The organism is Thermanaerothrix daxensis (genome assembly GCF_001306145.1).
GTDB classification, from domain to species: Bacteria; Chloroflexota; Anaerolineae; order Anaerolineales; family Anaerolineaceae; genus Thermanaerothrix; species Thermanaerothrix daxensis.
Genome location: NZ_LGKO01000002.1, coordinates 1,364,749 through 1,385,049 on the forward strand (window position 1 = coordinate 1,364,749; position 20,301 = coordinate 1,385,049).

The following is a 20,301-nucleotide window of genomic DNA, read 5'->3' on the forward strand; positions in this document are numbered from 1 at the left end:
TCTCAACGTATCCCGAATCCTAAAATGCTCGACGCCGCCCAGTCGTTTATCGGGTTCATCAATGAAGGCACAAAGCCAAGAACAAGAATTCCCAGAGCAACAATAAGGAGAGGAAGGATCATCACAAGCGGTAGGGGATTGCCCTTCAGAACAGCCTCGGAGGCTTGATGACGGTAGAGGCGATTAACGATAGGGGCATAGTATCCCAGCGACAAAACGCTATTCAACCCGGCGAAAATCATCAATGCCACCGAAGCATTCGTCTGCGCGCTAAATCCACCCACGAGAATCTGCCATTTCGACATAAATCCCGCCAGTGGAGGTAACCCGCCCAACCCCAAAAGTGCAATCGCCAAAGTCAAACTGGCAAGGGGATAGCGCTGGGCTGCACCACAGACATCCTCCACAGTTAGAGGAGTGTGTTGATGGTGACTGATCACCAACGCATACAAAAGGGCGCCTACTGCTAAAAAGGCCAAACCCTTCATTAGGGCATGGGTAAATAGATGGAACATTCCACCAGCGAGTGCAATCGGTTGCTGATAGGCCAATCCCACACCAATCCCGGCGAGCATGTAACCGACCTGAGCGACGCTCGAGAAAGCCAACAACCGCTTAATCTGATGTTGTCGCAAAGCCATCAGATTTCCAAATAACATATTGAGGGCCCCAAACCCCATCAAAAGAATACCCCAATGGGTTTCTGCAGCCCCCAGGGCCGTGAGAGCCCGTAGCATGGCAACCAGGCCAGCCTCGATGACCACCCCCGAAAGCATCGCACTGATTCCACTCGGGGCTTGAGCATGAGCATCCGGCAGCCAGGTGTGCAGCGGTACCAGAGCAGCCTTCACCCCAAACCCAATTATGAACAAGCATCCTGCAACCCATAAGGGTGCACTGAGATCAGAAAAACGTGCACGGATGCCGTCTAACTGCAATGTCCCGGCAAAGGTGTAAGTGAGCGCAATGGCCAGCAAAATCAGCACCGATCCAACGGCACTCTGAACCAGATACTTAACACCGGCTTCCAAAGAACCTTTTTCCTGAGGGTAAAAGGCCACCAGCAGATAAGTGCTGACCGCCATCAATTCAAACCATAACCACAGGTTAAAGAGATCATTGGATGCCCCTAACCCAATAATTGCCCCGATCATGAGCAAAAGAAGTGGAAAATACTTATCATGGGCTTTCTCCCCAGCCAGGTAGGTCCCCGAGAATAATGTGACCACGCTCCCCAGTAAGAGGGTTGTGAAGGCCAGGAGTACGGAGAGGCCATCCCAATGCAGGGAAATGGATCCCACCAGGAGCCATACTCCTTCTCGCCGCGTCTCACTGCGCCAAAAAATGGCCAAAATGTAAAGGCTCAACAGCAAAATCACCAGGGTGATCCATTGACCAAGGCGCGGCTTTCCACCTCGACGTAGAACCAGGCGATCGGCGAGGTAGGTTAAAGGCGCCCCCACTAACGGCAGAGCCAGCAGTCCAATCACTGCCATGTTTGCATCCATCTAGCTCGCCCTCCCTAACATCGTCAAGATGAGCACGACCAGCCAGCCCAGCAAAATTGCAAAGACATTCCAGGCCAGATACCCCGTTTGTGTCACGCGCAGCGCTTCCCCCGTTTTCTGAACGGCTTGAACGACCGCCTCATTGATCGCCTCAAATCCAAATGAGGCTTGCGCCGCTTTCTCTACACCCTTGAAGGTCGCGATCAGGCTCGCCAAGCGTGATCGCCCCAACCAAGCCACAAGACCCACGATCACCACACATAACACGAGATAAGTTGAAGGCTCACGCAGGATTTCCATTCCCACACCCAATGTCATACCCCATTCTGGAGAACCTGCTACCTTCACCACCTCTTCCCAGACCGTACCCAGTTCAAGAGTATGATACGGCAGGCTTGACTTTAGAGCGGTGTAAAAAGGCCCAAGCAACAACCAAGTGCTCAATGTACCTGCTGCCAGGGGGAGGAGCGCCGTTCTCATCGCCATTCCAGCATCATGTGCCTCATGGTGATGTTTGGAACCATTGCCGTAAAAGACCAACGATACCATGCGCACCGTGTAAGCAGCCGTTAGACCAGTGCTAAGGATCATCAACCACGCAATCCACGCCGGGTTACCATGCCCAAGACCTGCCTCGAGAATCAGCTCTTTGCTCCAGAATCCATTGAGGATGGGAATGCCGGCCAAAGCAAGAGCCCCCAGCATGAACACTGCATGCGTGAACGGCATGCTCTGCCTCAAGCCCCCCATCTGGCGCATATCGCGCGTCCCCAACCCGTGAATGACCGCACCGGCTCCCAGGAAGAGTAGCGCCTTGAAAACCGAATGGCTCATTAGGTGGAATTGGCTGGCGAAAACGCCCCCCGCCCCCACCGCGTACACCATAAACCCCAGTTGGCTAACAGTGGAGTAGGCCAATACACGTTTTAAGTCGAATGCCACTAGCGCCATCAGCGCTGCCAACAGGGCGGAGAGCATGCCAACAATCATTACGGCGAGCCTCCAACCCGGTACGGCTTCAAATGCCGGATAGAATCGTGCTAAAAGGTATACCCCCGCGTTGACCATAGTAGCCGCATGGATCAATGCGCTGACCGGCGTAGGGGCTTCCATCGCATCCGGTAACCAAGTCTGGAACGGGAACTGAGCCGACTTGGCTGCCGCTGCAATCAAAAAGCCGAATGCCATCCAGCTCAGCACCGCAGGAGGAACCACATTCGGATTTCCCAGGAACTGGTTAATATCGTAACTTCCCGTATAGGCATACAACCAAAGGGCCCCAAAAAGCAACCCCAAACCGCCCAATTGGGTCATGATCAGGGCTTTCACACCACCCCGTACTGCCTTAGGGTCATCATTATGAAAAGCAATAAGGGCATACGAACATAAAGCGGTAAGTTCCCAAAATACGAACATCCATAACAAACTGGTAGTCAACACCAGGCCAGACATGGAACCAATAAAAAAGAGTACAAATGCATAATAACGCCCGAGCGAATGCTCACCGTGCATATAATCCACCGAGAAAATAACCGCCAAGGATCCAATCACGGTGGCCACCACGGTAAGGAAAACGCTCAAGCCATCTGTTGCCAGACGGAAATCATCAAAAACGCCTCCCAGTGGAAGAAGCAGAGTGGCGCGCTGCGAACTCCAGGGGATCAGTGCCAGCCCTGTCGCACCCGCTAAAACCGAGAAAATTACCGCCAGCGTATGCTGCAAGCGAGGCTTTCGATCCCCTACCAGCCAAACAGCCAGGCATCCCAGCCAGGGAACTCCTATGGGAAGTAGAAGCCATCCGTTTACCACCGCTTTACCTCCGCAATGTGGTCAAAGCCCGGGGGTCAAGGGTGCCAAAACGCCTTCGCACCCGAACGGCTAAAGCCAGTGCTACCACGGCCACAATGGTGTCCACCACAATGACGGTCAAAGCCAGGCTTTGCCCAAGGCCCATATTTCCGCTCACCCGACCAGCGAGAACAAAAGCCAGCAAAACCCCTTTTACCATCACTTGCATACCAATGATAATTTTGATGAGGTTTCTCGAAACCATTATGGCGTAGATTCCGATCCCAACCAATCCTAGTACCACCAGCAAGACAATGACGCCATCAAGGTAATCCATCCGGATTTTCCTCCTTTTGATCAGTTTCTTGGGGCGTCGAACGTAAGAGTCCCAGGACGGTTAGAGCGCCAGTAAAAATGAGAAGAGCCTGGAGCCAGGTGTCCAAACGGCGCCCCTCCCAAAATATCGTCGCCAGGGGTTGGGTATCCGGGTTCGAAGGAGAGACCAGGGTGGGCGGAAGCACCCAATAGGCAACAAGCGCCAGGCAAGCCAGGAGGCACACCAACGCTAGCCCCTTCAAAACCGGATGGGCGTTGGGAGTGCTCTCCTCGCCGGTCAGGTTGATCGCAAACACGAACAGCACGGTTACCAAACCAGCCCCGACGCTTAACTCAATCACAGCAATGAACGGCCCCCCCAGCAAATACATTTCCAATGCCACTAGAGCGCTGGTGAGTGCCAGCCAAATTGCTGAATTGAGCAATCGTTTTGTCGTTACAGCGGCTATCGCACAACCCAACGCCCCCACTCCGATCAGTGCGTAGACCATAAGCCTCCTCCTTGTTGACTCGTTGACTAATCATGTATACAACAAGTTTGTGCTTTTTGTCACGTGTAACTCATCACGAGAATCTGGGCTAATGTTCACAAAATCTCCCGACCTAAAGGCTCCGCATAGGAGCGGAGTGTAATTACGTGGTGGCAGCAAAGCAAACTCTCAGTAAGGCACATTGGTCATTTTCATCTTTTATCCACAACTCAAGTTTCCACAAGAAGGCGGTTTTATCAATAGCATAATCGCCCCTCTTCCCACGTTTCATAAAATGTCAGACAAAACTCTATTCCACTTTTTTGAATTTGGTGTATGATAATTAGGGTGCAACCTGGAAAAGCCAGGGCAGCAAGATAATCCAAGATTTTCCCAAATGCGAGGTCCAACCCATGAGCGCCTATAAACGTGTTCACAATTTCAATCCAGGTCCTTCGGTCTTGCCGGTGCCGGTTCTGGAGCAGGCTCAGGCAGAAATGCTTGACTATCAGGGCACCGGAATGTCGGTGATGGAAATGTCTCACCGCTCCAAAGAATTTGAGACCATCATCCAAACCGCTGAGGCAGATCTGCGCGAGTTGCTTGGCATTCCACAAAACTACAAAGTGATGTTTTTACAAGGGGGTGCCTCATTGCAATTCGCCATGGTGGCAATGAACTTGCGAGCTGCTGGAGCTTCGGCGGATTACATTATCACTGGGGCATGGAGTCGCACTGCGTTTAAGGAAGCGCAGAAATTGGGAAATACCCGTGTGGTGTTCAACGGGGAAAGCGAGAACTTTACCCGCCTACCTGAGGACGCAGAAATGTCTTTCGATCCCAATGCAGCCTATGTGCACTTCTGCCATAACGAGACCATTCACGGGGTCGAATTCAAGCGTGAACCCGTTGTGCCGGAAGGGGTGCCCCTGGTCTGCGACATGTCTTCAGACTTTCTCAGCCAGCCAATTGATGTGAGTAAATACGGTGTCATTTATGCAGGGGCGCAGAAAAACGCAGGACCGGCGGGGGTCACCATTGTAATTGTGCGTGAAGATCTGTTGGCACGTGTTCCGGAAAAACTACCGGTGATGTTAGATTACAAAGTTCTGGCCGAGAGTGGATCTCTTCACAACACTCCGCCCTGCTATGCAATTTATATTACAGGTCTGGTCTTGAAGTGGTTAAAAGGCTTGGGGGGATTGACAAAAATGTATGAGATCAACCGCCAGAAAGCCGACATGGTTTATAAAGTCATTGATGAAAGCGGCGGCTTCTACCGTGGTCATGCCCGCCCCGAAGCGCGCTCCATCATGAACATCCCGTTCCGCCTGCCCAACGAACAGTTAGAAGACACCTTTGTCAAAGAAGCCAAGAAAGCCGATTTGATCGGATTAAAGGGTCACCGTTCGGTAGGCGGGTTGCGCGCTTCGCTTTACAACGCGCTTCCATTGGAGTCTGCACAGGCTTTGGTTGAATTCATGAAGGATTTCCAACAGCGCTACGGATAGTCCAACCTGCCGGTAAACCAATCCCAGGGCTTACCCACTCGCCGTGGAAGCCCTGGGATTTCTTTTTTTTCAAAGTTTTACCGCGATTAACGTGCCATCGCCTGCGGGGTAGATATAGGAGATAACACGGGGGTCATCCGCGACCATTTGATTAAAATCGCGGATAGCATCAATGGTGGGACCATGCACGTCTCGAGCCACGCTTCCACCCCACAGCGCATTATGGAAAGCAACAACGCCACCTGTGGGAATGAGATCCATGGCCAGCGCATAATAATCAGGGTAGCCTTCTTTATCCGCATCAACAAAAACGAAATCAAAAGGAGCGTAGGAGGTTACTTTGGCCAGCAGTTGCCGGGCTTCTCCAACGAGGAGAAGGATGCGCTCCTCAAGTCCGGCCGCCTGGAAATTCTGGCGCGCGATACGTGCGTGAACGGGTGATTTTTCGATGGTAACGATCCGTCCATTTTCAGGTAAGGCACGCGCCAGCCAAAGCGTGCTATAGCCCGCAAGGGTTCCAATCTCAAGGATACGCCGCGCTTTGCTCAGTCGTACCAGAAGGTGCAAAAAGGCGCCCTCCTCCGGGTCAATGGCGATCTCCGGTAGACCCTGTTTGGCAAGACCTTCGCGTACCTGGCGAAGGAGGGTGTCCTCCTTAGCAAACAAGCCTTTGATGTAATGATGAATCTCAGGCGTATCAGGGGTGGTTTGAGACATGATCTTCGACAAAATTACTTCATGATTTCGTTACCAGGGCAATTATAAATCCAAAGCCAACGGGTTGGGTTTCTTCGAGTCAGGCGGTTGTTAAATGGATTAATCTCAGTCATTTGACGATAAGAATGCGATAACTGACAGACTTCTCTGTGATTGCAGTTAGAATTGAGTATGCAGGGGTATAATTAAACTAGCAGGTCAAACAATTTGTGTTTTTATGAGGACCATTCCTCATTGCTTTTACCGCTACACTCACAAATTTTTTGATCGCCATTTTGGGGGATCCCCAAAGAACCAGAATGTTTCAAGCTCGAACTCGGTAATTATCCGGATGGGTATGGTACATACTCGTGAGTAACAAACAGTCACTAAGGATTGATGGGTATCTCTCTTTTTGATGCCGATTGCGAATACGAAATTGTACTTATTGCCCGATTTAGGAGGGAAATTTTGTGAATCCGGGTACTATCGTCAAACTGCGTAACCGCTATTGGGTACTGCTACCCCATGAAGATCCTACCGTGTATGCCCTGCGCCCACTCGCCGGTATGGTGGATGAAACGCTTCTTCTTCACAGGGAGTTAACCAATCTGTTGGGGTACACCCTCCCCGAGGAGCGGCCGTGTCCGGCGAAGTTCCCGCTTCCCAATCCGGAGGACATCTCGGATGCTATCGGGGCGCACCTCCTATGGCAGGCAGCACGGCTAACCCTGCGCGAGGGTGCCTCGCCCTTGCGTTCACTGGGACGCATTTCCATCCGCCCACGCACCTATCAGTTTGTACCGCTCTTAATGGCCTTACGCCTTGATCCGGTGCGCCTGCTCATCGCCGATGATGTAGGTGTGGGCAAGACCATCGAAGCCTTGCTCATCGCCCGCGAATTATGGGAGCGGGGGGAGATCCGGCGCCTGGCTGTCCTCTGCCCGCCTTACCTGTGCGACCAATGGCAAAAGGAGCTGGTCGAGAAATTCAATTTCCACGAGGCGGTAGTCATCCGCTCTGGCACGGTAGGTCAACTTGAACGTCGCAAACCGGCCACGCGCACCCTTTACGAACACTACCCGGTGCAGGTCATCAGCATAGACTGGGTGAAAAGCGAACGCAACCGCCATGCCTTCCTGCTGCACGCGCCCGAACTGATCATCGTGGACGAGGCTCACGGCGCGGCGATGGCAAAGAACCAAAATCAGCAACAACGCTACGAACTTCTGAAAGAAATCGCCAAAAAGAAAAATCGCCATCTCATCTTACTAACCGCCACACCCCATAGCGGCATCGAGTCGGCCTTTCGCTCTCTGCTAGGTTTGCTCGACCCCCGTTTCGAAGAATGGGAAATGGATTCCCTGAGTGAAAACCGCCTGGGTGAACTGGCGAGACACTTTGTGCAGCGCACCCGCAACGACATCGAACACGATTGGGAAAAAGAATCCTGCTTCCCAGAGCGGATCCATGAAGACCGGACCTACCGCCTTTCGCCCGCCTACCGCACCCTCTTCGAAAAGACCTACGCCTTCTGTGCCGAAATCGTGCGAACGGGTTTGAAATTAGAAGAGCGCAAGCGCCGCGTGCGCTACTGGGGCGCGTTGGCGCTGTTGCGCTGTGTCATGTCCAGCCCGGCGGCAGCTCTGGCTGCCTTGGAAACGCGTCACGGGCGGCTGGAACAGACTGAAGGGGTAGACGAGGTGGATTTCCGGGGCTTCGTCTTCGAGTCCGACAGCGACCGCACCGACGACGAGCAACCCACCCAACCGATCGAGGAGACCGAATCCACCCTGCCCGATGCTGAACGCCGTAAACTGCGCGAACTGGGTAAGTTGGCTGCCACCCTGCTCCAGCCCGGGCAGGATACCAAACTTGAGGGTCTGATTCGGTCCGTGAGCGATCTGCTCGCCGAGGGCTACCATCCCATCGTGTGGTGCCGCTACGTCGCCACTGCCGAGTACGTGGCCGGGGAATTGCAAAAACGCCTGGTTGGGAGCCAGCCGCAGGTTCAGGTAATCTGCATCACCGGCAGGCAAGCCGACGAGGAACGCCGCGCCCGCATCGAGGAGATAGACGCCAATCGCCCACGCATCCTGGTCGCCACGGATTGTCTTTCTGAGGGCATCAACCTGCAGGAAAAGTTCACCGCCGTCATCCACTACGACCTGCCCTGGAATCCCAACCGCCTGGAACAGCGCGAGGGACGGGTGGATCGCTACGGCCAACCCGCCCGACAGGTCAAGGTCATCCGCTACTACGGCGCCGACAACCCGGTGGACGGCGTGGTGCTCGATGTCTTGCTCAACAAAGCCCGCGAGATTCACAAGGCGCTCGGTACGCACGTCCCGGTCCCTGAAGAGAGCGAGAGTGTAACCGAAGCCGTGCTGCAGGCGCTCTTCCTGCGTGGCGGCTATCAATCCGGGGCGCAGCAACTAACCTTCGATTTCATGGCCAACGATGTCGCCAGCCTGCACCGACAATGGGAGCGCGACGCCGAGCGCGAGAAACGCACCCGCACGCGCTTTGCCCAGCGTGCCCTCAAGCCCGATGAAGTGCGCCGTGAATTGGAAGCCGCCGATTCCGTCCTGGGTGACCCGCAGGCTGTGCGCGCCTTCGTCCTGGAAGCCTGCCAGCGCCTCGGCCTGAAGTTGACTCACGAGAAGGACGGCCGGGTCCTGCGCCTGGTAACCGCGCCTCTGCCGCATGACCTGCCCGAGGCGCTTCGCTTTGCCCTACCCCAGCCCAAAGATGGCATCTGGCGCATTACCTTTACCTCCCCCACCCCCGAAGGCGCGGAATATCTGGGGCGCAATCATCCCTTCGTGGCGGCGCTGGCGCGTTACCTGCTCGAAGAAGCCTTGACCAAAGGTGGAGCGGCGCACGCTGCCCGCGGCGGCGTCATTGCCACCCGCACGGTGGACCGACCCACCGTCCTGCTCTTACTGCGCGTGCGCTATCTCATCCAGGTACCCGGCCAGACTCCACTTTTCTCGGAAGAAGTGCGGGTTTTAGGTTACACCTCAACCGTGAAAGCCGCCTTTTCATGGCTGCCCGAAGCCGAGGCCCTGCGCCTGCTAGCCGAGGCCCAGCCCGATGCCAACCTACCGCTGGAGGAGAAGAAAGCCACCCTGGACGCGGTTCTCAGGGAATATCCCGCATTGGAAACACACCTGCGCCCGCCAATCGAAGCCCGCGCCCGTGATCTGACCGAAGCCCATAAACGCATCCGCAAAGCCGTCCGCCTGCAAGTACAGGAGTTGACCGTTCAGCCCCAGTGGCCGGTGGATTTGCTGGGAGCGCTGATTTTGAAGCCCGTTGGAGGTGCGGCATGAACCTGCACCCCTCCTTACGCATCGAAGGTGGCCTTTTCAGCCCTGACCTGCTCGAAGCGCTGGCCCACGCCGACCTGCCCGGTCAGAAGCCGCAGGACTTCGGCCTGCCTCCTGGCCGCAATCTGACGGAAGAGATCGCTGCCGTTTATCACGATGCCCGCTCCCTGTGGCAAATCTTCCAGCGCCGCTTGGAACGCCTGCCCGAAGAAGACCTGGCTACCTCCGAAACGCGCGAACTGTGGGTCATCCCCTTCTTGCGCCTGCTGGGCTATGAATTGCAGTATCAGCCGCGCGCCATCGAGCGAGATGGCCTGACCTTTGCCTTCTCGCACGCCCTGCTCCCCTCCCCCGTGCCCGAACAGCCCACCCCGGTTCACATTGTCGGCTATCGCCAGGAGTTGGGCCGCCCCGCCCCCTCGGGCCGACCGCGACTCTCGCCGCATGCCCTCGTCCAGGAGTACCTGAACCGCTCCGAGGCCCTCTGGGGGCTGGTAACCAACGGCCGCATCCTGCGCTTGCTGCGCGATTCCACCTTCGTCCGTCGCCAGGCCTACGTCGAGTTCGACCTGGAAACGCTTTTCGAGCAGGAACGCTTCGCCGATTTCGTCCTGCTCTACCGCCTGCTGCACCGCACGCGCCTGCCCAAAGACGGCCGTGCCGAAGACTGCCTGCTGGAATTGTATTACCAGCAATCCATCGAACAGGGCGGACGGGTGCGCGAGCACCTGCGTGAGGGCGTGGAAGAATGCCTGATTGGCCTGGCGAACGGCTTTCTCAGCCACCCCGGCAGCGCCGCCCTGCGGGAGTGGATTGGGCGCGAAGGGGCGCTGGCGTTCTACCGTCAACTCCTGCGCCTGGTCTATCGCTTTCTCTTCCTGCTCGTCTCCGAAGAACGCGGCCTGATGGGGCAGAACCCACTTTACTTGGAAAGTTACGGCATCTCTCGCCTGCGCCACCTGTGCGAAAACCGCGCCGCCTACACCGATGACCCCGACCTGTGGCTGGGACTGCGCGCCCTGTGGCAGGTCTTTCGGGATGACAAATTGGCTGACCTGCTCGGCGTGCCGCCGCTCAACGGCGAACTCTTCGCCTCGCAGGAACTGGACAACGCCCTCATCACCAACCGCGACCTGCTCACCGCCTTCTGGCATCTGGCGTTCTACGACAACCCACCCCGCCGCGTCAACTACGCCGCGCTGGATACCGAAGAACTCGGCTCGGTGTACGAGAGTTTGCTCGACTACCACCCCACCGTGCACTTCGATTCGCGCGGTGTGCCGCATTTCGAACTCGCCCCCGGCTCGGAACGCAAATCCACCGGCTCGTATTACACCCCGCCGCAGCTGGTCGGCGAATTGATTCGCAGCGCGCTGGAACCGGTCATCGCCCAGCGCTTGAAAGGACAAGAGAACGCACAAGCGCGCGAGCAGGCCCTGCTCTCCATCAAGGTCTGCGACCCCGCCTGCGGCTCCGGGCACTTTCTGCTGGCCGCTGCCCGCCGTTTGGGCAAGGAACTGGCGCGCACCCGCACCAGTGAGGACGAACCCGCGCCCGAGCAGGTACGCGCCGCCATCCGCGATGTGGTTACCCACTCTATCTACGGCGTGGATAAAAACCCCCTGGCGGTGGAACTGGCGCGCGTGGCCCTCTGGCTCGAAAGCCACGCCGAGGGCAAACCGCTCACCTTCCTCGAGCACCGCATCAAGCACGGCGACTCGCTGGTGGGCGTCTTCGACCTGCAAATCCTGAAAGACGGCCTGCCCGATGGCGCCTTCGACCCGCTGGAAGGCGATGACCGCCGACTGGCCGCCGGCCTGAAGCGCCAGAACAAAGCCGAGCGTGAGGGGCAGTTGACCCTCTTCGGCTGGAACCCGGACCTCGATCTGAGTAGTTTGGCGCAGTGGGGGCAGGAACTGGACACCATCCCCGATGATACGCCCGAACTGGTGCACCGCAAACGCGAACGCTACCAGGCCCGCGCCCAAGACCCCGCCTGGCAGCGCCAAAAGGACGCCTGCGACCTGTGGACGGCCGCCTTCTTCCAGGCCTTCTCCCCCGCTTCTCCCCCGCCCATCACCACCGCTGTCGTGCACCGCGCCCTGGCCGGCCAGCCCGTGCCGCCGCAGACCTTGGCACAGGTCCAAGCCCTGGCCGCCGAAGCGTGTTTCTTCCACTGGCCGTTGGAGTTTCCGGAAGTGTTCGCCAAAGGCGGCTTTGACGTGGTGCTGGGCAACCCGCCTTTTAGTGCTGAACTAAGTAAATGGGAATATAAATTTCTTAGATCGCTTTACATTGATGTTGGTTCACTTAATACTGCAAGTTTATTTTGGGTCTTGACTTTGAAGTTAACTAGTGAAACTGGAAGAATTGGGTTAGTCACCCCAAAATCAATCATATACTCAACTAGGTGGAGTAAATTACGCAATCTCTTGCTTCCTTTCGTTGAAAAAACAACTGATCTCGGACAGGCATGGAATGATGTTTTGCTGGAACAAGTCCTTATAGTTGTTAACAAAGGAACGAGACCCCCTAGTATAAAAACTCAACGGTTATTTTCTGATATCCCCGATATTGTCATCGTATCAAAAGAGACTCTAAGAAAATTTGATGTTTGGCTCATAAATCCAGAACCAACCTTACTTGAAATTCTTGAGCGCTTTCAGAAGTCTTCCATAAGCTGGTTGTTTCTTGGTGAAATTTTGTCAACTCAAAGGGGTAAGGGATTTCAACGAATTATGAGACAACAAGGCGAAATTCCGGTTATCGCAGGAAAAGATATAGCACCCTACACACTCAAATCTATTTCGGGTTTCTTGACGGAGGATCAAATAGACGACTTTGGTTTATTTTCGGGTCCCAAAGCTGTATTTCAAAACATTGTTGCTTATATTTCGCGTCCCCGCCCGCACATAAAAATCATTGGCACAGTTGATTATTCAAATGCAGTTTGTTTAGATACAGTAAATATTGTCAGGTGTCCAACGAATGTATTATCACCAGAGTCTATTGTGGCTGTACTCTCCTCCAAACTAATAAACTGGCTAGTGCATCGCATTGTCTATGGATTTGCACAGCGAACAATGCATTTCGACCAATTCGCTCTTAATCGCATTTTTGTTCCATCCAAGTTATTTGAAATGAGGGAGGAAATCCACTCTCTGGCAAACACATTGATTCAGTCCAAGGGAGAGAATAGGTTAGCGGCTGAATCTATTGATGAATTACTATTTGAAGTTTATGAGTTAAATGTAGCCTCAAGAAAAAGCATACTTGACAGTTTCGAATAAAGGTTTAAGAAATTAGCTTTTTGGTTAACTTTTTTATGAAATGAGTACATAAGTATAAAGGAAAGCAATGAACAACATACAACTCCAACCCGGTCTTTATACCAATATTTTCCCGGTAACCTTGCCCGAAGAAGCCGTGACAATCATGGTTATTAAACGTACGCAAGTAGTTGACCTGCGAGCATTGCGCACTGATATTGAGGGTCAAAAAGCGAATGTTTTCGTGTACGCTCACAAGAACTGCGTGTACGGCTATGGTCAAGATGCAATCGCATTTCTGGCAGGCAAGGATTTCCAGGAAGACAAGATTTTCCTCCGAGATATTCCTGCGCTTGCGGCTCATGTGGTCATGGATGGACTAATTCTGTCAGCCTTGTCCAAAGGTTTTTGGCAAAGAGAAAAAAATTCCCCTAAAGGGTTTGAGGCCAGAGCAAAGATCTTTCATCCATCCCCAAAAGGTGTAACATCCCAGGGGAAGGTCAAAGTTTTTGCCGGGTATGATTTGCGATGCGCGCATTACCCTGCCGTTGAATCTCTGGGGTTGGTTGTGGATGTCGTCTGGGCATATCAGGATGAACAGGGCAATCCGCTCAACATGCACCAAATGCGCATAAAAAATGCCTTGAACGAAGCCCTGGTTATTCAAGAAGAATTTCTGCGCAGCACGAGGACCAAAACCCAGGAAGAATTTCTGCGCAGCACAATGCGCTTCAACTTACAAATCTCACAAATGCGGATGCACGACTACTTGCTTCCATTCGCCCAAGAGTTTCACGAGTTTACCCTGCCATGTGGCGGACAGGCACAGTTGGGTTCCATTCCTTTCCGGGTCATCTTAGGGAGGTAGCCATGCCGTATTTTGTTGGCGAGAAACTCTCACCTCCGAAATTGCGATTTAGCGCTTCATCCGTAAGTCAATGGGATTACTCCCCACGCCGTGGACTTCAAAATTATGGACCCTACGACGCAATGACATTTGGAAAGGATCGGATAAATTGTCTGGTGGTTTATCCCGCGACTCTACAAAGCACAAAGCAAATTGTGGTAAGCGGTTTGCAGAATGGCAATGGCTCTTTTGCGGGCTTCCAAAAACTATTTCGGCTTCCATTCACTGTTTGCAGTGAGCGTAGCATTTCTGCAGAGATACCGGAGCAGATCGATACAAACCTTCGTTTATGGGTTCGAGATACTAATCCAGATATTGTTCTACTTCTCACATCAACGCAAAACCCTTCCTTTTACACTAGCGCCAAGTCAATCCTAATAGGTCTTGGCGTTCCGAGTCAATTTGCTACCCAGGAAAAACTTCGTAATTCTTCTCAGTTACCCTGGATGCTTGAAAATATTGCACTGCAAATGTATGCTAAAGTAGGTGGCACTCCCTGGACGGTCCTTTCTCCGCAAAAACAAAAAAGCCTGGTAGTGGGCATAAGCCGCGCAGAGGACAAACAAAAGCAAAGGGTGGTGGGGTTTGTTACGCTCTTTAGCAGTGATGGTGATTATCTGTTCTTTTCCAGCATTGCCCCTCAATCGGTTTATTGGAAAGATAGAAGTGCTTACCAGGAAGCACTGGCGGGCGTTATCGCCAAAGCCTACAATGAATATGCTAACTTGAACGGAAACCCTGACGAAATTGTGATACACCTGTGCAAAAAGCCCGGTAAATTCCGCGAGTTTTTTGCAGCAGAGCAAGCAATGAAGAAACTGGGGGCAAATATTCCGTACGCCATTCTGCATTTGAACGGATATAGTTCTTATCGGTTATTTGATTCTGCACACTCCAGTTACGTTCCCCAATCCGGCATAAAGGTTGTGCTTTCCGAGACAGAAACTTTGCTCTTCCTCGACGGTCGTAAGAGAGATTTTCGAACAAGTGAAGAGGTTCGCAATCGCAAAGGTGTTCCTCGCTTGTTTGAAATTCATTTTGATCCTCGGTCAACAATTTCGCCAAGTGAATTTCCACGGCTGGTGAGGCAAGTTTTCGACTTTGCTGGTGTAAACTGGCGCGGCTTCAACGCTCAATCTGTACCAGCTACGTTGAACTATTCTGCCTTGATTGCGAAGTTAATTGCTGAAATAGGCGTTGAGAACTGGCGTCAACACGTAGCGCAATTGGGTCTGCTGGCGGATAAAGCATGGTTTCTCTAAACCTGATTCAATATCGCGAAGAAGTGAAGCGCGCCTTACTAGCGCGCAAAAATGAACTAGACCAGGAGTGGGACCCATTTGTGGCCTCCTGGCTCGCTTACGCATTCTTGTGCGAGGGAAGTGCATCGTTTTTGCTAGCCCAGGAAATGTTCGAACGATTACAAGCTTGGGCTCAAGAAGAGTCGGCCTGGCAATTTCGACGCAACATCAGCCCCTTACTCTTTCTGGTCTGGCTCCAGTCTAAATTTGGTTATGCTCCAGATAAAGCCTTTTTTGAAAAGGTTCTGAATATGTTTTTAGAGTTGAACCCCGATAATAGGTTTTCACCGTTGCGCTACCCTGAACAAGTTTTTCTCATGGCCTTTGGCATTTCTTCCCTAAAACGAAGGAGAAAGGCAAAAAATCATTTCGTGAACGTTGTTGGTTCACAGACAAAAGGCGGCCTGACACGCCAGATATTGTTCGCGGCTGCGTTGAAAGAAGTTGGGGGGAAACATGCACTGCAATTATCTCAGCCATTAGATGCAACCGATGTGCTCGCAATGCTTTGGTGGGCAGAAAAATACAACGAAGTAACGGACAAAAACCATTGCTGGTTGCAATTTGAAAGTATCGAACCCACATTGCTCTTGTACAAGACAGATGAGTTCGACACCCGGCGCGTTTTGTCGGAGTGGGAACTGGCATTGCTTTATGAAGCACTCATCCGGGAAACCAGTCGCCCCGACCCGGCTATGTTGTTTGATTATTACCCGTTGCACGACCGAGTAAAACAAATCGCAGAGAGAGATTTCAAAGCCGGAAATTACTTCAGTGCAGTCTTCGAGACATGTAAAGCACTGGAAGATTATTTAAGGAAAATATCCGGTTATACGAGAATAGGTGTCAACCTGGCCGAAGATGTGTTAGGCAAACCGGACATGAGTCCTCGCACTTTCTCTGAGCCTCGCGTGAAATTGAACCCACTAGATACAAAATCTACGGATTTTGTTTCACAACTGGATGAACAAAAAGGATTCTCGTCCCTAACAATCGGCATTTTCCAGGCGTTTCGTAACCCAAAGGGACACCAGCCAAAAGATAAAACCTGGGTCGAGATTGATGCCTATGAGGCGATTGACCAACTAGTGGTAATCAGTTTAGTAATGAAAAGATTGCAAGATGCAACAGGAGTTGCCCCTTAACGCTTCCCCCGGCGAGACCTTCCGCGTGCTGAAGGAGAAGGAAATCCGCCAGTATGGCGAATACCGCACCCGCCGCCTGGTGCTGGAAGCGTGGGAGCGAATCTAGGGGCGGTTGTCGCCTACCAGGAAAAGGGTATGGCGCCCGGAGCACCTTAAATTTGGCAACATCCTCCCGGTCGCAGGAAACCCAATGCCCCCCGATACCCCCTCCTGAGCACGGATGCCTTTTCCTGAACCTGGCACGCTCCGGCGTGTGGCTCAGCCCTTGGAATAGCGAACAGGAGGTTGCGCCGTGCCCCGCCACAGGAATTCGGTCAGGCGTTGCCCCAGGGCAACCTCCTCGGCGCCACCAACAGACGGCGCCTCCCAACGTGCGGCTTCGTACAGCCGCCAGCGGTAGAGGTCAAAGGCCGCTTCGAACAGGTCGGCGTATACGCGGGCGGCCTCCAGCGCCAGGGCGTAGGCAACCCACATCCACAACACGGCCACCGGCGCCGCCCACGGCTGCCAGACCGTCCAGAGCAGGAAGAACAGCCCCCAGGCCCAGAGTTCCACCCGCATATCCAGGCTCTGACGAACTTCCGCCAGGGCCTGACGCGCCTCGGCTGGCAGCAGCAGCCACAGCCGCGGCCAGCAGATGACCGCATCCAGGCCGTATTTATCGCGCGGGGCGGCTTCGGCCGCGCGCAGGAGGTTGCCCAGCCCGGTCGGCAGGCAATCGCTCAGGCGGGGAGGCGCGTAGTGACCGGCCATTTCCAGGCGCGCCAATTCGCGCGTCTCTGCCAGGCTCAGGTTGCCCTGCTCCTCTTTGCCTTTGAGGGCGTTCCAGCGTTCCCTTTGGCGCTCGATGCGCTGCCACTGCCGGCGGCTGAGCGGCTCCGCCAGGTAGCGCAGCGGCCAGGGCCAATAGCCCTCCAGCAGGCGCAGGAACGGAAAGCGCAACTGTTCCATCAGTTTGGAGGAGAGCGCAATGACCAGCGCGCTGACCACCAGGAGGACCGCCTGGGTCAGCGCGTCGCGGCTCGAAATCCAGTTCCAAACCGTATCGAACCCGATTTCGAGGGCGAGGACGACCAGCCCCCCGCCCCAAAACAGGAAAGCCGGGCCGAAGAGATATTCCAGCCAGCGGGCGGAAAGAGACTCACCGGTTTTTTCCCAGAATTTGGTCAGCATCACTGACCTTCTTCCTGTTCAAAAAATGGGACGAGCGGCCGGCCGTCTTTAGGGCACACCCCAGGGTCCTCACCAGCCTTCTGGAGGTAGCGGGTGGACCCGCACTCCGGGCAGATGAATTTGCGCGCCACCGGTGAAAACACATCCCCGGCCGAGGGGGTGTAGAGACTGCGTGCCGTTTCGCTGCCCTTCAAACTCAGGCGCGCCGCCAGGATCTCCCGCAGGCGCGGGTCGGAGCGGATGAGCTTCAGCAGGGCTACATCGGTCTTCTGACCGCGTTCGGCCTTGGCCAGCAGCGCCTCGGCTTGGGTGCGCATCTCGGGATCCATCTCCGGCAGCAGGGAGCGGACCTCGCGATACACCGCTTGCTCTTCGGAATGGCTCATTCAATACCTCCTTACAGACCGGTAAAGGTAAACGCTGCCCAGTGGTAGGGATGGCGAAAGTCGCGCAGGAGCGCCGCCGGCAGGAAGGCCTCGGCTTGTTCGGCAGTCATGCGCAGGCGGCCTGATTGCGCCAGGCGTTCCAGTTCAGCCAGCGCGGCTTCGTCCTGGAATAGGTCGCGCAACCAGCGTTGAGCCTGTCGCAAGGCCTGTGCAAAGGGCAGCCCCTGCCCGCGCCACAGGTCGTAGAAGCGAGCAATTAACATCGCGGTGCTCAGGTCGTTTACCGACCACAGGCTGCCGACCACACCCGGCACGCCGGCCTGCATCCAGCCGGAGGGCAGCGCAATCATCTCATCCGGCATTTCCAGTCCGGGAACAGCCGTTTCGCAGGCTGAAAGCACCACCAGGCGGCACCCTTCCAGCCTCAAGCCGTACACCTCGCGCAGGGTCAGAACGCCGTCCGCCAGCACCAAGTGCGCCGTTTCGGCCTCCCCCCAACCGGCCAAGCCGTGTGTGGAAAAGTGCAGCACGTTCGCTTGGGGAATGGCGGCCATCACCGCCGCGCGGGTAGCCTCTTGCTCAGCCAAGCGACGGCTCCGTCCGACAAAGTGAGCCATTGCAGCTTCTACCTCCCGCGGGGTGAAGGGCAGGTCGCCGCGCGGATTTTCCACCGCCAGCAGGCTGTCGGCGGGGCGGTTGGCCGCGGTGCGCGCGTGGTAGAGCGCCTGAGCGCTGGGGGCATAGGTGAAGGTGTATTCATCCAGGGCATAGCGCCGCTTGCAGGGAGGCGTGTCATCGGGCATCCAGGCGGCGTGCAGCGGCAGAAGCGCCAGCCAATCAGAGGGGATGAGGACGACGCGGCTTCCCTCCGGCAGGCCGTTTTCCCGCAGGGCTGCCAGGACCGGTTCCATCAGCGCCTCCCACAGCCAGGCGCAGGTCTTGTCCAACACTTCTTCCCAGTCATCGCGGCGTTCGTCGTTATAGGGGGCGGTGCGCCAGGCCAGGTAGGCGCGCAAGTAGGTGTTTTGCCCTTCATCGCCAACGACCTGCCGCCGCAAGGACGCTTCGGTCAGGCAAGGCAGCTCCACCCAGCGGACGGAATCTCCCGTCACCACGAGCGCCAGGCCGCCGTGTTGGGTAGCCGCCAGGTAGACCAGCGGCGCCTCCTGCGCCAGAGCCCGGATTTGCTGCGCGGTGAGGGTCTTCAGAAAGGTCTCGTAGCCCGGTACTTGTCGGATTTCGGCGATGACCGCGTTCAGTTCGGCCTGAGCGGCTTGGATGCGGGACAACCAGTCGACCAGGCGGGGGGGAACGGCCTGCGCCAGTCGGCCAGGGACATCACTGAGCTGGCGAAGCAACTCGTCATAGCGTTGGGCGGCTTCCCGGTAACGTTCGTGCAAATCCCCGCGGCCAAGCGCGGCTAGGTTCTCCAGGTCGCGGCGCTGGCGCTCGAGGGCCTCGCCCAGCAGACGGGCACGGCCGGACTCCAGCGCTTCCACCGCGGCCACAGGCTGCCCCAGGCGCAGATGCGCAAAGGCGGCTTGCGCAGCCAGCCCCCGTGTCTCTCGAAGCCAGGATTCTTTGCCGCTGCGAAAGTTTTGCCAAGCCAGCAACTCCGTCAACCGAGTGTTTACTTGAATGAAATGTCGAACACTCGCTGCCCAATCCTTTTGCCTGAAGTACAGGCGGGTAAGCGCCGCATGACTGCGGAAAGGAAAAATGGAGGGCAGAGGAGAGGTCTCATTTTGGGAAAGGACGGCCAGGTAATGCGCTTCCGCCGCCTGCGCATGGGCCTCCTCCCCGCTCCGCTCGTAGCGCCGGGCAAACAGGTTGCCCAGGGAATGCTGCACAGTCGCCCAGTGGGACGGGGCCACCTCGCGACGGCGCACTTCCAGGGCGTTTCGGTAATGCGCTTCCGCCGCCTGCGCATGGGCCTCCTCCCCGCTCCGCTCGTAGCGCCTTAGCCACAGGTTGCCCAGGGAATGCTGCACAGTCGCCCACTGGGACGGGGCCACCTCGCGACGGTATTCCTGCAGGGCGTTTCGCAAATGCGCTTCGGCCGCCTGCGCGTGGGCCTCCTCCCCACTCCGCTCGTAGCGCCTTAGCCACAGATTGCCCAGGGCGTGCTCGGTCATCGCCCAATCCGCAGGGGCCACCTCGCGACGGCGCACTTCCAGGGCGTTTTCGTAGTGCGCTTCGGCCGCCTGCGCGTGGGCCTCCTCCCCACTCCGCTCGTAGCGCCTTAGCCACAGATTGCCCAGGGCGTGCTCGGTCATCGCCCAATCCGCAGGGGCCACCTCGCGACGGTATTCCAGCAGGGCGTTTCGGTAATGCGCTTCCGCCGCCTGCGCATGGGCCTCCTCCCCGCTCCGCTCGTAGCGCCTTAGCCACAGGTTGCCCAGGGCGTGCTCGGTCATCGCCCAATCCGCAGGGGCCACCTCGCGACGGCGCACTTCCAGGGCGTTTTCGTAGTGCGCTT

Annotated in this window: 15 protein-coding genes; 7 read left to right on the top strand and 8 right to left on the bottom strand. The window is 55.6% G+C overall.

Annotated elements, in window-relative coordinates; all coding sequences use genetic code 11:
- Window positions 1–2 precede the first annotated feature (2 nt).
- Genes SE15_RS06575 through SE15_RS06590 form a run of 4 tightly spaced genes read right to left on the bottom strand, consistent with a single transcriptional unit; the run spans window position 3 to window position 4,123 of the window.
- The gene (locus SE15_RS06575) at window positions 3–1,508 is read right to left on the bottom strand and encodes a complex I subunit 5 family protein (RefSeq protein ID WP_054521274.1); all 1,506 of its coding nucleotides are present in this window, start codon (window positions 1,506–1,508) and stop codon (window positions 3–5) included.
- Entirely contained in the window at window positions 1,509–3,317 is a 1,809-nt protein-coding gene (locus SE15_RS06580) for an NADH-quinone oxidoreductase subunit 5 family protein (RefSeq protein WP_054521275.1), read from the bottom strand. It lies immediately after the preceding gene.
- 4 nt (window positions 3,318–3,321) lie between these two features.
- Entirely contained in the window at window positions 3,322–3,633 is a 312-nt protein-coding gene (locus SE15_RS06585; RefSeq protein WP_054521276.1) for an NADH-quinone oxidoreductase subunit K, read from the bottom strand.
- Window positions 3,620–4,123 carry an NADH-quinone oxidoreductase subunit J gene (locus SE15_RS06590; RefSeq protein ID WP_054521277.1) on the bottom strand — a complete coding sequence of 168 codons (504 nt, stop codon included), beginning with the start codon at window positions 4,121–4,123 and terminating at the stop codon, window positions 3,620–3,622. Before SE15_RS06590 ends, SE15_RS06585 begins: the two co-directional genes overlap by 14 nt.
- Before the next feature lie 392 nt (window positions 4,124–4,515).
- Between SE15_RS06590 and serC the strand changes: the two genes are divergently transcribed.
- Window positions 4,516–5,613, top strand: a complete 1,098-nt coding sequence (gene serC / locus SE15_RS06595; RefSeq protein WP_054521278.1) for a phosphoserine transaminase — start codon at window positions 4,516–4,518, stop codon at window positions 5,611–5,613.
- 69 nt (window positions 5,614–5,682) lie between these two features.
- On the opposite strand, the gene SE15_RS06600 is transcribed toward serC, so the two are convergent.
- On the bottom strand, window positions 5,683–6,342 hold the full coding sequence (locus SE15_RS06600) for an O-methyltransferase (RefSeq protein WP_201778060.1): 660 nt from the start codon (window positions 6,340–6,342) through the stop codon (window positions 5,683–5,685).
- Between the two features lie 440 nt (window positions 6,343–6,782).
- On the opposite strand from SE15_RS06600, the gene SE15_RS06605 reads away from it, so the two are divergent.
- From SE15_RS06605 to SE15_RS14800, 6 genes are all read left to right on the top strand, one after another.
- Window positions 6,783–9,644 (top strand): helicase-related protein, encoded by a 2,862-nt coding sequence (locus tag SE15_RS06605; RefSeq protein ID WP_054521279.1) that lies wholly within the window; start codon window positions 6,783–6,785, stop codon window positions 9,642–9,644.
- Window positions 9,641–12,931 (top strand): Eco57I restriction-modification methylase domain-containing protein, encoded by a 3,291-nt coding sequence (locus SE15_RS06610; protein ID WP_054521280.1) that lies wholly within the window; start codon window positions 9,641–9,643, stop codon window positions 12,929–12,931. Before SE15_RS06605 ends, SE15_RS06610 begins: the two co-directional genes overlap by 4 nt.
- Before the next feature lie 67 nt (window positions 12,932–12,998).
- The gene (locus SE15_RS06615) at window positions 12,999–13,778 is read left to right on the top strand and encodes a hypothetical protein (protein ID WP_054521281.1); all 780 of its coding nucleotides are present in this window, start codon (window positions 12,999–13,001) and stop codon (window positions 13,776–13,778) included.
- A gap of 2 nt (window positions 13,779–13,780) precedes the next feature.
- Window positions 13,781–15,079, top strand: a complete 1,299-nt coding sequence (locus SE15_RS06620; protein ID WP_054521282.1) for a Piwi domain-containing protein — start codon at window positions 13,781–13,783, stop codon at window positions 15,077–15,079.
- A complete protein-coding gene (locus tag SE15_RS06625; protein ID WP_054521283.1) occupies window positions 15,067–16,263 on the top strand; it encodes a TIGR02391 family protein in 1,197 nt (398 codons plus the stop codon). The genes SE15_RS06620 and SE15_RS06625 overlap by 13 nt, the downstream gene beginning before the upstream one ends.
- The gene (locus SE15_RS14800; RefSeq protein ID WP_269082261.1) at window positions 16,241–16,369 is read left to right on the top strand and encodes a hypothetical protein; all 129 of its coding nucleotides are present in this window, start codon (window positions 16,241–16,243) and stop codon (window positions 16,367–16,369) included. The genes SE15_RS06625 and SE15_RS14800 overlap by 23 nt, the downstream gene beginning before the upstream one ends.
- 152 nt (window positions 16,370–16,521) lie before the next feature.
- Here SE15_RS14800 and SE15_RS06630 read toward each other — a convergent pair whose 3' ends face one another.
- From SE15_RS06630 to SE15_RS06640, 3 genes are all read right to left on the bottom strand, one after another.
- Window positions 16,522–17,436, bottom strand: a complete 915-nt coding sequence (locus SE15_RS06630) for a hypothetical protein (RefSeq protein WP_054521284.1) — start codon at window positions 17,434–17,436, stop codon at window positions 16,522–16,524.
- A complete protein-coding gene (locus SE15_RS06635; protein ID WP_054521285.1) occupies window positions 17,436–17,822 on the bottom strand; it encodes a hypothetical protein in 387 nt (128 codons plus the stop codon). Before SE15_RS06635 ends, SE15_RS06630 begins: the two co-directional genes overlap by 1 nt.
- Window positions 17,823–17,833: 11 nt before the next feature.
- Window positions 17,834–20,301 (bottom strand): CHAT domain-containing protein (locus tag SE15_RS06640; protein WP_083461755.1); only part of this gene is annotated, 2,468 nt, incomplete at its 5' end.

What these genes read in the sequence shown, in the direction of transcription:
- SE15_RS06630 (WP_054521284.1), bottom strand. Translation starts at nt 17,436, where the DNA reads ATGCTGACCAAATTCTGGGAAAAAACCGGTGAGTCTCTTTCCGCCCGC.
- SE15_RS14800 (WP_269082261.1), top strand. Translation starts at nt 16,241, where the DNA reads ATGCAACAGGAGTTGCCCCTTAACGCTTCCCCCGGCGAGACCTTCCGC.
- serC (WP_054521278.1), top strand. Translation starts at nt 4,516, where the DNA reads ATGAGCGCCTATAAACGTGTTCACAATTTCAATCCAGGTCCTTCGGTC.
- SE15_RS06625 (WP_054521283.1), top strand. Translation starts at nt 15,067, where the DNA reads ATGGTTTCTCTAAACCTGATTCAATATCGCGAAGAAGTGAAGCGCGCC.
- SE15_RS06615 (WP_054521281.1), top strand. Translation starts at nt 12,999, where the DNA reads ATGAACAACATACAACTCCAACCCGGTCTTTATACCAATATTTTCCCG.
- SE15_RS06585 (WP_054521276.1), bottom strand. Translation starts at nt 3,633, where the DNA reads ATGGATTACCTTGATGGCGTCATTGTCTTGCTGGTGGTACTAGGATTG.
- SE15_RS06635 (WP_054521285.1), bottom strand. Translation starts at nt 17,822, where the DNA reads ATGAGCCATTCCGAAGAGCAAGCGGTGTATCGCGAGGTCCGCTCCCTG.
- SE15_RS06590 (WP_054521277.1), bottom strand. Translation starts at nt 4,123, where the DNA reads ATGGTCTACGCACTGATCGGAGTGGGGGCGTTGGGTTGTGCGATAGCC.
- SE15_RS06575 (WP_054521274.1), bottom strand. Translation starts at nt 1,508, where the DNA reads ATGGATGCAAACATGGCAGTGATTGGACTGCTGGCTCTGCCGTTAGTG.
- SE15_RS06620 (WP_054521282.1), top strand. Translation starts at nt 13,781, where the DNA reads ATGCCGTATTTTGTTGGCGAGAAACTCTCACCTCCGAAATTGCGATTT.
- SE15_RS06610 (WP_054521280.1), top strand. Translation starts at nt 9,641, where the DNA reads ATGAACCTGCACCCCTCCTTACGCATCGAAGGTGGCCTTTTCAGCCCT.